The organism is Actinoalloteichus fjordicus, assembly GCF_001941625.1.
Classification (GTDB): domain Bacteria; phylum Actinomycetota; class Actinomycetes; order Mycobacteriales; family Pseudonocardiaceae; genus Actinoalloteichus_A; species Actinoalloteichus_A fjordicus.
Map to the genome: position 1 here is coordinate 3,565,284 of NZ_CP016076.1, position 11,573 is coordinate 3,576,856.

An 11,573-nucleotide genomic window follows, 5' to 3' on the forward strand; every position below is an offset into this window, starting at 1 on the left:
GCGCGAAAGGTCGAGCAGCCGTCGACAATGGCCGGCTCGGCGCCGTCGCCGAAGTCCCGACACTCCCAAGACTCGGTGAGTGTCCGAGCGTTGCCGTGCGCCACCACGACACTCGCCACCAGAACCGAACCTGCTGGGCTCCGCGTCGACCTGGACTTCCGATCAAGGGAACGGCGTCCCGACACCGCCCGGTCCGTCTTCCCGGACAGCACCGTCAGCGGTGTGCTCGTCGACGCGCTCATCCCTGTGCAGCCGGGGAGGTGAGGGGCGGGATCGGGGTGAGGCCTGCGTCGGAGGTCGTGCCCTCGAGGGTGACGCGGGGCGTGTCCGTGCCGTGGACGTCGAAGTGGCACATCCCGGAGAGCGTGAAGAGGTAAGTCTCGGCGGTGCGGTCGAGCAGGTCTGCGCCGCGACCCGTCAGGCGAGCGGTGACACGGGCCAGCAGGGCACGTTCGTCGCGCGGTTCACTGACCAGCCCGAGGCTGACGTGGCTCGCCGTCCAGAGCCGGAGCACGACCAGGACCACCGACCATGGTGAGCGGCCCAGGTGCTCGGCCACCGACCACAAGCGGGTCTGGTGTGAGCGGTCGAGGAGGCTCAGCACCTCCAGCTCCCTGAGGCTGATTCCTCGGACACGCAACAACCCGGCACCGTCGACCCGCGCCCAGCGCAGCCCGCCGACGAGTTGATGCACTCGCCTCAACACCAACACCGGTTTCCAGTCCACCGGCCCGTTCTTCGACATCTGACTCGTCAACAGTTCTCCTGAGGTTCGTAACGGAGTCGCCCGGAAGCGGCGAGAGGAAGCGCCATGGCCGAGCTGTTCAGGGGCGGCACAGTCACGACGCTCGGACTCCCGCCGCCGGAGCGTCGGCATGTTCCATCGCTCGGGCGCAGGTTTTCCTCCGAGGCAGAGCGGCGCGAGCGGGCCTCCGGGTCACCAGGCCCGCCCGCGCCCCCTGCGGCCCGAGCGTGCGGGCGGGAGCACCGCATCGGGGAAAGCTCGGGCCCGGCAGCGTGCTGTCAGCAGGTGGGCGCTGCCGACAGCACGGGTGGTCGATGCTCGGTTCTCGGTAACAGCGACGCCCCCAGGCACGGCCCGCACGGCATTCCCGTACCGACACCGACGATGTCGATATCGGACACGGGAATCGGCGTTCCGCACCTCGCCCGCAGCAGAGGCGACGTGGCTGCCGGGATGGGACACACATGCACCACCCGCCGCGACACAGGAGCCCGATCTGCTCTGAGCTGCACGAGCCACACCGCCTCAACCTCCAGCTGACGCGGTGGCGGCAGCGTCCTTCCCTCGGACACCGCGACACACGTCCAGCAGTCCCGATCCAGCAGAACAGGACGCTCCTCCGACACCTGCGCGGTGGGCATGGCCGCAGGCATCGACAGCCCACACAACGCCACGACCGCCGAGGTCGGCTCGGTACGTTCGCCCGCGACGCGGTGGTGCTCCACCACCAGGCCCGCAGCCAACGGCACACCCACCACGAAGAACCCCGGTCCAGTAGTTCCGGTCATGTGCCCACCGCCGACGGGAAACAGGCAGGACAGTCGTTCAAGGTGATCAGCTCGGTGGTGATCCGGACGACCACCGCCCCGCACACCGCGACCCCCACCGATCGGTAGGACCCATCCCAGGTATGCCGCAGCCGACGGAACATCCCCGCCCACACCACCGACCGCTCATCGGCAACAGCACGCAGAAGACGGGGTTCCTCCCCGGGCCACACCTCCTCGGCGTGGGCCGCCGTCATGACCTCGCCGCCTGTCGTTCGCCGATCAGATCGAGCACGAGCAGCACCGTCGCCAGCAGCACCGCCGTGATCACCACGCTCACCACGTGCCCCCGCTCGACAGCACGTAGGGCCGCACCCGCGCGGACACCCGTCTGATGACGAGGGTGTTCTCCATCCCGAAGGTGACCGGCTCCTCGGCGATCCGTGGCAGGCGGGACGCCCGCCGTCGGTCGACTCGTCGAACCCAGAACGTCAGGCGCCCGAGGACACCGGCTACTCTTGCTACGGACAGTGACGCGACGGTCATCTCGTCGCTCCTTTCCGTGGGAAGGGGTGGGCGGCCCGCCAGGTGGCCCGCCCCGTTCCCACCACTCGGCTATGGATGGGCGTCCGGCCGAGAACTCGTCGGCCCCGGCCGAACGCCCGGTCCGTGCCCGGCCGCTGGCAAGATCACTGCTCGTGGTGGTGAGACGAACTCCCCTGCCATCGATTCCGCTATCCACCCGGATGTGAAGTGGACGGTGACGTTGACGACCGAGCACGAGTCAGGACGCCGTACGCAACGACGTGCTCGCGTGGCTCATCTGTTCGAGAAGCGCGATCAGGCACCGCCGCGCGGGCCCGTCCACCGCAGCGAGGTGCGCCTCGGCCGCTTCCGCCAGGACACTGCGGGCCTCGACGAGTCGATCGACGCCATACACGGTGATCGTCAGCATCCTGTCGCGGCCACCACCAACACCCTGAACGAAGCCGCTCGCCATCATCCTGCGAACACGGTCGTGCACCGCAGCTGAGAGCAGCAGCCGCTCAGTGACATACCCGACGCTCAACGGCTCCGACGCCGTCGCCAGCAACGACAAGATCCGATACTCACTCAACGGCATCTTCTCGAAACGGACACGAAGCACCTGCCGCAACGTCTCCTCCAGGTGCCTGCCCGCAGCGGACCACACCTCCCACAACGCGATCGAATCCGGGCAGCGCGGAACCTCATGATGTCCTTCGGACACAGTCGTCTCCCTTCTTGGATCGAACAACCGACACCGGACGAAGCAACCACGCCGCAACCCCGATCTCAGCAAGCGCGGTGAGGCCCAGACCCACCCAGAGAACCGTCATGACAGGCTGGCGGTTCGGTCGTTCGAGTGGCCCAATTTCCGCCGTCTGATTCGTCGGTCCCCAACCACGACGTCAGGGCCGCCAGCGTGAAGTGACTGCGGGCTGGGGTCGGCAAGCCCAAGAGCAAAGGCAGCGGTGAGCAGGCAGGGTGTGATCAGATCCCCCGCGTTGAACGCTCCGTCTTCCAGCCGGTCCAGGCGGAGGTGTTCGCGACAACGAGACGGGCCCGACCTGAAATTCGCCGGATCGACCGCTGTCGCCACGGGCTTCGATCTGTCCATCTCCGCATCCCCTCGCCTACCGGACTCTGCTGGGAGACGCCCCGTACCGAGTCCACTCCAGCGAAGAGGACTCTCGGAAGCAGAACCCGTCACTCCCCTAGTACCGGACGTCTAAGGAAGATCCTGCTCAGCGGTCATCCGGCTGGGAACGAACGGGTGTGGCACTTCTGTTGCACTTGCGATGCACTTCCCGATGCAGGAGTGGTTGCATAGGTGCCGAAGGAGGTGCAGTAGGTGGCGTCAGTCCGGCAGTGGAGCGGGAAGGAGGCTCGAGCGCTCCGGCGTGCACTGCGTCTCAGCGTGCGGTCTTTCGCTGATCACCTCGGGGTGGCAGTGCGCACCGTTACCAAGTGGGAATCCCTCGGGGCGCAGACGTCGCCTCGGCCGGATACGCAGGCCATCCTGGATACCGCGCTGGGTCAGGCTGACTCGGATGCCAAGTTGCGCTTCGAGTTGCTGCTCCGGGAAGACGGCGGCCCGCCCGTCCAGGCCTACTATCAGAGTGGCCCGCGTGAGTGGGACTACGAGACCTGGACCGACGACCTCGGCAGAGCAGCGGCCTGCCTGGCTCGCCAGGACTTCGCCTTCGCCGCGAACCTCGTTGATCGTTGGCTCCGGCGCTTCGATCCGCACGGCTTGGACCACCACGGGCTGTACCTGCACGCCCGTTCACTGGTTCTGCTCGGCGATATCCGGCGCGATCAGGGAGACGTCCGAGGGCCGTTGTCGGCGCGGCAGACCTATCGCGAAGCCCAGCAGGTCTTGCACCATCTCGGCGTGCCCCGGCGGACCGCGCAGGTCGAGCTCTCACTCGCCGTCTGCGACGAGATGGCCGGGAGACTGCAACAGGCCGCCCAGAAATACGACCTGCTGGCAGGAGATGCACGGCTCAGTCCTCAAGACCGTGCACGAGCTCGGCTGTGGGTCGGTACCGCGCTGAGCAAAGAGGGCGACAACGCCTACGCCGTACACGTCATCAACGAAGCGACACAGCGGTTCGACGATCTCGGCGAACCCGACGACTGGTCCGTCGCGCACCAGAAACTAGCGCTCGCCCACCGAGGGACCGGCGACCTCAGCAACGCGCTGCGCGCCATCGACGTGGCGCTGTCCCATCGTTCGGCAGGGTCGCCGATGCAGAACGTTCGGCTCGACACTGCACACGCCCACATACTGCTCACCGACGATGCGACAACGGAGAGCGGATCACAACTCTTGAACCAGGCGGAGAACACCGCGCGCACCTACGGCATGTCCCACCAGCTCGCCAGTATCGAGAACATCCGACAGACGTCCCTCAACCCGAGGCATACCCGAGAAGGAGCCACCCTCCGTGACCCAGGACGGCATCACCGCGCAGCAATGGCGAGAAGCGGAGACGATCTGGAACTACCACCAGCTGGGACATGAACTCCGGGCCTGCGACGCCGCCATCGGACTGGGCAGTCATGACCTCGGCGTCGCCACCGTCACCGCCGAACTACACCAGGCGGGACTGTTTCCGGTCGTGGTGTTCAGCGGCGGGAACAGCCCGACCACCCGCGCACGCTTCCCCCGCGGCGAAGCAGCCCATTACCGCGAACACGCGGTCAGCCTGGGCATGCCCCAGGACGCCATCCTGGTGGAGACCCAGGCAGGCAACACCTCCCAGAACATCACGTTCTCGCAGGCAGTACTCGCCGAGCACGGCATCCGGCCGCGTTCCGTGCTGCTCATCTGCAAGCCCTACATGCAGCGCCGCGCCTTCGCCACCTGTCGCCGGGCCTGGCCGGAAGTCGACGTCGTCTGCGCATCAGAACCGCTCAGGCTCCTCGACTACGTGCAGTCCATCGGAGACAGCGCACTCGTCATCGACATGCTCATCGGCGACCTGCAACGGATCATCGAATACCCGAAGAAGGGCTTCGCGATCGAGCAGAACGTCCCCACAGAGGTCCTCACGGCGTACGACCACCTTGTCAGATCCGGCTTCGACAGCCGCTTGTTGACCTGACGAACGGACGGAAACGGGACGCCGGTGAGCCCCCCGCGGCGTTACAAGTCGCCCGTCAGCCCGCCTTGCCACTCATTGGCTTCCCGCAACCGGGGCAGGACCTTGCTCAGTGCCCGGTTGATCCGGGGGTCTCGGCCGGCGACATAGGGTTCTACCCGGGCGTACCCGCAGGCGGTGTACAGAGCGAGCGCAGCGTGGTTGCTGACGCCGGTCTCCAGGATCACCTTGGTCATGCCGTGCAGGCATGCGTCCTGCTCCAGCGCGGCCAACAGCCGCCGTCCGATACCCCGGCCACGGGCGGCCGGTGTGACGTACATGCGTTTCACCTCTGCCGTCGTGGATCCGGCAGCACGCCACCCACCGCACGCGAGAGCGATCCCATCCGAGCCTGCGGCGACGAGGAACACTCCGTTGGGCGGTGCGAAGTCCTCAGCCGGGGTGGCTTCAGGCGCGTCGGCCCTTCCGTAGGTAGCGACCTGTTCGCGGTGAAGTGCCCGAGTGAGCCTACGAGCCGACGGGCTGTCGTAGGGCACGGCGGTGATCGCCCACGCCCGGATAGCACTCGGGAACAGCTCGGTCATGCTTTCGATAGTGCCGTGCTGAGCACCTCGAGTGCATCACTGCGGCCAGCGGCACGGAGTTGGCTGCCTGCCCTGGACTGCACTGCTGCTAGGAGTGTCCGGCAGCGAACGGACTGCACGTGGGGGACCTGGCTGGCGAGTGCCTTGATCCAGTGCGCTGTGGCATCGGTGTCACGGGCACCGATGCTGGCACGGATCAGGTGGATGCCGTGGAGTACGCCGGAACGGCGGAAGCCCGCAGCGTGCCCGTGTGCGGCGATCGGCGCCAGGAGCTCTGCTGCCTCGCGGAGCAGACGGGATCGTCGCCCGGGAGTGCGAGCAGCAAGATCGACGAGTGCCTGGCCGGACTCGGCGTCGATCTGTTGGGAGGTGAGGTAGTACAGCGAGGGCGGGTTCTCGCTGTGTGGTTGCCGGATCAGGCGTCGGCAGTGCTCGGTCGCACGTCGGAAGCCGTCGAGGTTTCCGTCGCCGGCGTGGGCGGTGGCAAGACGGCCCCAGGCCCGCGCTTGGACCAGCGGTACTGCCGTGGCGGAGTGCTCGACGGCAGCGTGCGCGAAGCGTAGGGCGCGGCGGGGATTCCCGCCAGCAGAGTGCTGATAGGCGAGCATGCCGAGCACGTTGGAGACGGTGGTGGTGTCGTCGGCGGCGCGGGCGATGCGGATGGCGAGGAGCTGGTAGCGGTGGGCGGCGGGCGCAAGCCCGGCGTCGAAGCTCAGCCAGCCGGCCAGCTGTGCGGCGCCGGCGGCGTGTTGGAGGAGGCGATTGCCTGTCGCGACGGTGTAGCGGCTGGTATGGATCAGGGCGAGTGATTCGTGGAGGGCGATCCGGGCTTGGCGCTGGCTGAGCGGGCCGCCGCCGCTGCGGTCATCGAGGCGGCGTAGCACGGCGAGTTGCTCGAAGAGCATGTCGACGAACTCCGGTGCGACGGTCTCCCCGCGGCCCTGGCCGGTGAACTGCGGAGCGGGAGCCTGACGAGTGGCGTCCCAGACGGCCGTGGTGAGCCGCTCGCCGGCGGAGGCTTGGACGAGGGCAGGTTGAACGTTGTCACTGGTCCACTCGGACGCTGTCCGCAGGACGTGTTCAAGGGACAGGGGTCCGAGTAGTTCTCCGGTCTCGCCGGTCTCGGTAGCGACCTGCTTGCGGCCCCACAGTTGCGAGGAGGTGTAGCGGTGGCCGGTGGTTTCGGAGAGGACGACGGCCACGATGTCGCGCACTGCGGATGTGCGAGGGACATGACCTCGGAGCCATTTATAGCCCGCGGTGAGGTCCACGATGGGGTGACCCATCGCGTGGAGACGTGGGTTGATGGCTTTGGCCAGGTCCCTGGCCGACCAGGTCGCGCGGGTGAGTGCTTCTGCGAGCACGGCGGAGCGAGAGGGGACACTTTCAGTCGCCACGTCATAACGCTAGGTCACGACATGGGGAGGTGGGGGATTTCACGGATCTTCACGTTCCGCCGTGCGATGTCATGAGGTTCATGTCGGGACGTACTAGGACGGGAGGTCATCTGGTGTTGGGCTGGTCGATGGTCGGCACCGTGTGAGTTCCGCGCAGCGCAGCCGACCTGTCCTGACTCGACCCTGTGATTCCGATGGCGGGCCCATGACTCCTGACTTCGTCGCCTCGTTGCGTGCTGCCGTCGGGCCGGATCATCTGCTCTGGCTGCCGGGAGTGAACGCGGTCGTCAAGGACGGCGACGGCCGTGTCCTGCTGCACCGTCGCTCGGATACCGGGGAGTGGTCACTGCTGAGCGGCATTCTGGATCCGGGCGAGGACCCTGCCGCCGGGGTGGTGCGGGAGGTCACGGAGGAGACCGGGCTCCAGGTGGTGGTAGAGCGTCTGGCGGCGGTCACGGTCTCGCCTCCGATCCGGCATCCCCATGGGGATCGGGCACAGTACCTGGAGCTGGTCTTCGCGTGCCGACCTGCCGATCTGCGGCAGGTGGCCCGCGTGGCGGATGAGGAGTCGTTGGAGGTCGCCTGGTTCGCGGTGGACGCCCTGCCGCCGGTGCGGGAGGGCGTCCGCAAGCGCATCGCGCTGGCTCTGCGCGACGAGCCGCGCGCGTGGTTCACCCCGGCGGGATGACGGTGTGCCGGACGAGTTCGAACGCCTCGGCCGCCTCGACGCCGATCTGGGCGCCGCGCAGGTGCGCGGCAGACTGCAGCGCGCGGGTCGATCGGGTGTGCGGCCAGGCACGCATCTCCGAGGCGTACAGCTGCAGGGCTTGGTTCTTCACGGCAACAGCGTGGTCTGTCAGAGGCTGGAACCAGGTCGGACGGAACGGGATGCCGGTCCCCCACTCGGTGGCGGAGCGGATCTCCCAGGCCAGCACCGTGGTCACGGTGGCGCCGGGTTGTGGCCGGGTGGCGGCGGCGACTGCCTCGGCGGTGATGCGGTGGTCGAGAGAGAGGTCGGCAGCGCTGTGGGTGTAGACGACCTGCGGCTGCCAGCAGGCGACGGCGGCTTCGACTGTCTGGGTGATGTCCAACCGGGGAACGGTGTCGAAGGCGTTGTCAGCGAAGTCGGCGATCTCCAGGTCGGCGCCGTAGAAATCGGCGACCTTGCGGACGCAGGTTGCTCGGTGGGAGCGGACCGCGTCCTGGTGCTCGCCGGGGCGGCTGGTGGCGCTGGCACTGAGGACGAGGAGATGGACGCGGTCACCGGCGTGGACGTGTTCGGCCAGGGTGCCGCCGGCGCCGAGGATTTCATCGTCGGCGTGAGCCGCGACGGCGAGAACACTGCGCGATGTCGAGTTCATGGCGCTCCTGACGTAGGTGAGAACGAAAACCGTGTGGGCAGCCGCCCTTGCTGGGGTTTCCGCAGACTGAACCGAACAAGGTAGGGGAGAACGTGGTGGCTGCGGTGGACTTTCCTGGCGTGGAACTGCGGGTGAGCCGGGCGCGCATCGGCGAAGGGGTGCGGATCGGCGAAGGGACAGTGCTCGTTGCCGACGACCTGGTGTTGGGCGCGGGCACCGTGGTGGGAGCCGGGTGTGACCTGCGGTCGGCGCGTCTGGAGCTGGGTCCGGGTGCGCAGGTGGGTGTGGGCAGTCGATGGCTTGTCGCGGACGAGGCTCGGCTGGGTACCGGGACGGTCGTGGACGTCGGCGCAGAGGTGGTGTGCCGGAAGTGGGTGGTGGGCGACGGCAGCTACATCGGGCACCGGCTGCGCGTCGGCGCGGGGGCGTCGATGGAGCGGCGTTCGGTGGTGCGGATCGGGCACCGGTGCCAGATCGCGCCGGATGTGGTGGTGAATCCGACCGAGCCGGTGGTGATCGGGGATGGGGTGGGGATCAGCGCTCAGGTGGCGATCTGGACGCACGGCTACCACACCGGGCACCCGGTCCGGGAGGGTCACGGCGCGGCGTTCGCGGGAGTCGAGGTGGGTGACGGGGTGTGGCTGGGGTTCCGGTCGGTGCTGCTGCCCGGTGTTCGGGTGGGGGCGGGAACGGTGGTGGCCGCGACTGCCACCGTGAACCGGTCGCTGCCCGCCGGGGTGCTGGCGGCCGGCGTGCCCGCCCAGGTCAAACGGCAGTTGGAGCCAGCGGCGCTGGACGCAGCCGGGCGGCGCGACGCGGCCGCCGGGCTGCTGGACGGCTGGCTGGAGCGCCTGCGGTTCAAGGGCCTGGCGGTGGAACAGAGGGACGCGGACGGGGCCGGGAGCCGGTGGTGGGTGTCCAGCAGCGCTCGGTGCTGGGAAGTCGTCTGGCGAGCAGCGGGCAGGCAGTGCACCGGGGTGGTGGAGGTAAGAACAGGGAACGAGGGCGTGCCGGCAGTGTTCGACTTCGCCGAGCCGCTGGCGGTGCGCGGCGTGCTGGACGATCTCGGTCACGATCTGCGGGACTTCTTGCGGCGTGCGACGTGGCTGTTCCCGTATGAGGGCAACAGCCGTGGCCTGGTGCCGGAGCGGTTTGCCCGGCTACTCCGATGACCCGTTGGTTCGGTGGTGGTCGGGCGGCGGGGCTGGTCACGAACGTGCTTCGAGGTAGGCGGCCAGGTCGGGGGTGACGCGGTCGGACGCGGCGGCGCCCGCCATGCACTCGCGCAGCTGCACGAGCGTGCGCGGGCCGATGACCGGAACCACGGTCGAGCCGAGGGCGCGCAGATAGGCCAGGGCGAGTCCGTGCGGTGTCATCCGCAGCGCCAGGGCGGCCCGCTGTAGTCGGGCACGGCGTGCCCGACCGGTAGGGGTGTCGTAGGTGATGGCGTGGTGGGCCGAGTGCCGTCCGGTGTGGCGGGTGGTGAGGAATCCGGCGGCGAGCGTGCGGAACGGTGTGATGGTCATCCGGTTCCGCACCGCCAAGGCCAGGTGCACAGGGTCGGCCTCGACCAGCCACGGCTCGGGTGGCGGTTGGGCGCGGGGTGCCAGGCTCCACAGCGGTGCGGTGACCTCAGGGACGGCCAGACCCGCTTGGCGGGCGTGGACGATCCAGTTCTCCAGCCGGTCGGTGGTCCAGTTGGAGGCGCCGACACGATCGGCGAGGCCTTCGCGCACTACACGATCGACGGCGTCGGCGATCTCGTCGACGCCGATGGTCGGTGCGTCGCGATGCAGGACCAGGGTGAAGGGGATGCCGAGGCGGTCGGCGCTGTGGCGGGCGTGGCGGAGAATCGTCTCGGGCCGCAGATCACCGGAGTCGGGGTGCGACGGGTGCAGGCCGGCCTTGGTGATGACGTGCACATCCGGAGCGCCCGTGGCGTGCAGCCAGGTGGCGATCAGCGGCTCGGCGTGAAAGGCGCCGTCGCCGGGCCCGTAGGTGGGGGCGGTGTCGATGAGCCGCCCTCCGGACCGGTAGTAGGCGTCGAGGAGTTCCTGGGCGCGGTGCGGGGGCAGGGCTGCGGTGCCGAACTCGAAGGTTCCCAACGCCGCCGGGCCGCTGACCGCGCTCAGCGGCGGCCGAACCCGCGGCGGCACCGAGGTGGGACCGGATGTCACCGGGAGGCTCCGGCCGGGGTCCAGGCACGGGTCCGCTGGTAGAGGGTGTCGGCCAGCGCCTGGTCGAGGGGACGGTGCTCGATGTGCCCGTAGACGCGGGTGAACAGGGTCGTACTGGCGAGGAAGGAGCTGATCTCGTTGGGTCGTGCAGCGGTGTGGGTGATGGTGCCGCGACCCACAGCGTGGATGGCGGCGTCGGCGAGCGCCCGGATGGAGACGCCGCGTCCCGAGCCGCAGTTGACGACGGGCAGCAGTGTGGGGGCGTTCAAAATGCGGGTGAGCATGGTGATCGCGTCGTCGATGTGGGTCAGGTCCCTGGACTGGTTGCCGTCGCCTTCGATGGTCAACGGGCGGTCCTCGGTGGCGGCGTCGAGGAAGGCCGGGACGACGGCGTCGCCGTCCTCGTGGGGGCCGAAGGTGTTGAAGAACCGCACGATGCCGAAATGGCGGCCCTCGCCCAGGCGCGGCCGGTAGATGTCGGCCAGGTGTTCGGTGGCCGCCTTCCCTGCGGCATACGGGGAACGGGGGGCGTGCGACGCGGCCTCCGCAAGCGCTCCGGCCTGCTGGCCGTAGACCTCGCACGAGGAGGCCAGCAGCAGACGCCGGGCGTTGGAGGCGGCGAAGGCGTGGATGAGGTGCCGGTCCACGGCGACGTTGTGCTCGAACCCCCCGACGTCGAACGATGCGGGGACGGACTTGTGCGCGGCCAGGTGAACGACGGTGTCGACGCCGCCCAGCTCGTGGGGCGTCAACGAGCGGACGTCGCGGATCTGGAGATCGTCCGGGTGCGGGCGCGGGGAGGTGACCGACAGGTCGTCCACCGCGGCGACGGTGTGGCCTGCGGTGCGCAGCGCCTGGGTGAGGGCGGAGCCGATGAAGCCGGCGGCTCCCGTGATCAGCAGTTCCACAGCGG

Annotated in this window: 14 protein-coding genes; 4 read left to right on the forward strand and 10 right to left on the reverse strand. The window is 68.7% G+C overall.

Translation table 11 applies throughout. The features are described 5' to 3' along the window. Window positions 1–238: 238 nt before the first annotated feature. The 5 genes from UA74_RS15810 to UA74_RS15825 all read right to left on the reverse strand — a co-directional run bounded on the left by UA74_RS15810 (window position 239) and on the right by UA74_RS15825 (window position 2,761). A complete protein-coding gene (locus UA74_RS15810) occupies window positions 239–757 on the reverse strand; it encodes a hypothetical protein (RefSeq protein ID WP_157434221.1) in 519 nt (172 codons plus the stop codon). Between the two features lie 266 nt (window positions 758–1,023). Beyond that, window positions 1,024–1,533 (reverse strand): hypothetical protein, encoded by a 510-nt coding sequence (locus tag UA74_RS15815; protein WP_075764629.1) that lies wholly within the window; start codon window positions 1,531–1,533, stop codon window positions 1,024–1,026. Further along, window positions 1,530–1,769, reverse strand: coding sequence for a hypothetical protein (locus UA74_RS31845; protein ID WP_157442231.1), 240 nt, complete (start codon window positions 1,767–1,769; stop codon window positions 1,530–1,532). Before UA74_RS31845 ends, UA74_RS15815 begins: the two co-directional genes overlap by 4 nt. A 79-nt stretch (window positions 1,770–1,848) precedes the next feature. Then, window positions 1,849–2,058 (reverse strand): hypothetical protein, encoded by a 210-nt coding sequence (locus tag UA74_RS15820; RefSeq protein WP_075764631.1) that lies wholly within the window; start codon window positions 2,056–2,058, stop codon window positions 1,849–1,851. Between the two features lie 238 nt (window positions 2,059–2,296). Further along, a complete protein-coding gene (locus UA74_RS15825) occupies window positions 2,297–2,761 on the reverse strand; it encodes a MarR family transcriptional regulator (RefSeq protein WP_157442232.1) in 465 nt (154 codons plus the stop codon). Between the two features lie 624 nt (window positions 2,762–3,385). Between UA74_RS15825 and UA74_RS15830 the strand changes: the two genes are divergently transcribed. Continuing rightward, window positions 3,386–4,561 (forward strand): helix-turn-helix domain-containing protein, encoded by a 1,176-nt coding sequence (locus UA74_RS15830; RefSeq protein WP_075764635.1) that lies wholly within the window; start codon window positions 3,386–3,388, stop codon window positions 4,559–4,561. Beyond that, window positions 4,485–5,144 carry a YdcF family protein gene (locus UA74_RS15835; protein WP_075764637.1) on the forward strand — a complete coding sequence of 220 codons (660 nt, stop codon included), beginning with the start codon at window positions 4,485–4,487 and terminating at the stop codon, window positions 5,142–5,144. Before UA74_RS15830 ends, UA74_RS15835 begins: the two co-directional genes overlap by 77 nt. Before the next feature lie 41 nt (window positions 5,145–5,185). Here UA74_RS15835 and UA74_RS15840 read toward each other — a convergent pair whose 3' ends face one another. Both UA74_RS15840 and UA74_RS15845 read right to left on the reverse strand, forming a co-directional pair. Then, complete coding sequence (locus tag UA74_RS15840; RefSeq protein WP_075764639.1) at window positions 5,186–5,725, reverse strand: GNAT family N-acetyltransferase; 540 nt, start codon at window positions 5,723–5,725, stop codon at window positions 5,186–5,188. Then, complete coding sequence (locus UA74_RS15845) at window positions 5,722–7,122, reverse strand: hypothetical protein (protein WP_075764641.1); 1,401 nt, start codon at window positions 7,120–7,122, stop codon at window positions 5,722–5,724. The genes UA74_RS15840 and UA74_RS15845 overlap by 4 nt, the downstream gene beginning before the upstream one ends. A 205-nt stretch (window positions 7,123–7,327) precedes the next feature. On the opposite strand from UA74_RS15845, the gene UA74_RS15850 reads away from it, so the two are divergent. After that, window positions 7,328–7,810 (forward strand): NUDIX hydrolase, encoded by a 483-nt coding sequence (locus tag UA74_RS15850; protein WP_075764643.1) that lies wholly within the window; start codon window positions 7,328–7,330, stop codon window positions 7,808–7,810. On the opposite strand, the gene UA74_RS15855 is transcribed toward UA74_RS15850, so the two are convergent. Beyond that, the gene (locus UA74_RS15855) at window positions 7,794–8,483 is read right to left on the reverse strand and encodes a PIG-L deacetylase family protein (RefSeq protein ID WP_075764644.1); all 690 of its coding nucleotides are present in this window, start codon (window positions 8,481–8,483) and stop codon (window positions 7,794–7,796) included. The genes UA74_RS15850 and UA74_RS15855 overlap by 17 nt on opposite strands. Window positions 8,484–8,578: 95 nt before the next feature. Between UA74_RS15855 and UA74_RS15860 the strand changes: the two genes are divergently transcribed. After that, window positions 8,579–9,655 (forward strand): acyltransferase, encoded by a 1,077-nt coding sequence (locus UA74_RS15860; RefSeq protein ID WP_157442233.1) that lies wholly within the window; start codon window positions 8,579–8,581, stop codon window positions 9,653–9,655. A 36-nt stretch (window positions 9,656–9,691) separates the two neighbouring features. On the opposite strand, the gene UA74_RS32865 is transcribed toward UA74_RS15860, so the two are convergent. Both UA74_RS32865 and UA74_RS32870 read right to left on the reverse strand, forming a co-directional pair. After that, window positions 9,692–10,660: an aldo/keto reductase gene (locus UA74_RS32865; RefSeq protein WP_075764648.1), complete on the reverse strand. Its 969-nt coding sequence runs from the start codon at window positions 10,658–10,660 to the stop codon at window positions 9,692–9,694. After that, window positions 10,657–11,568 carry an NAD-dependent epimerase/dehydratase family protein gene (locus UA74_RS32870; protein ID WP_075764650.1) on the reverse strand — a complete coding sequence of 304 codons (912 nt, stop codon included), beginning with the start codon at window positions 11,566–11,568 and terminating at the stop codon, window positions 10,657–10,659. The genes UA74_RS32865 and UA74_RS32870 overlap by 4 nt, the downstream gene beginning before the upstream one ends. Between the last annotated feature and the right edge of the window lie 5 nt (window positions 11,569–11,573).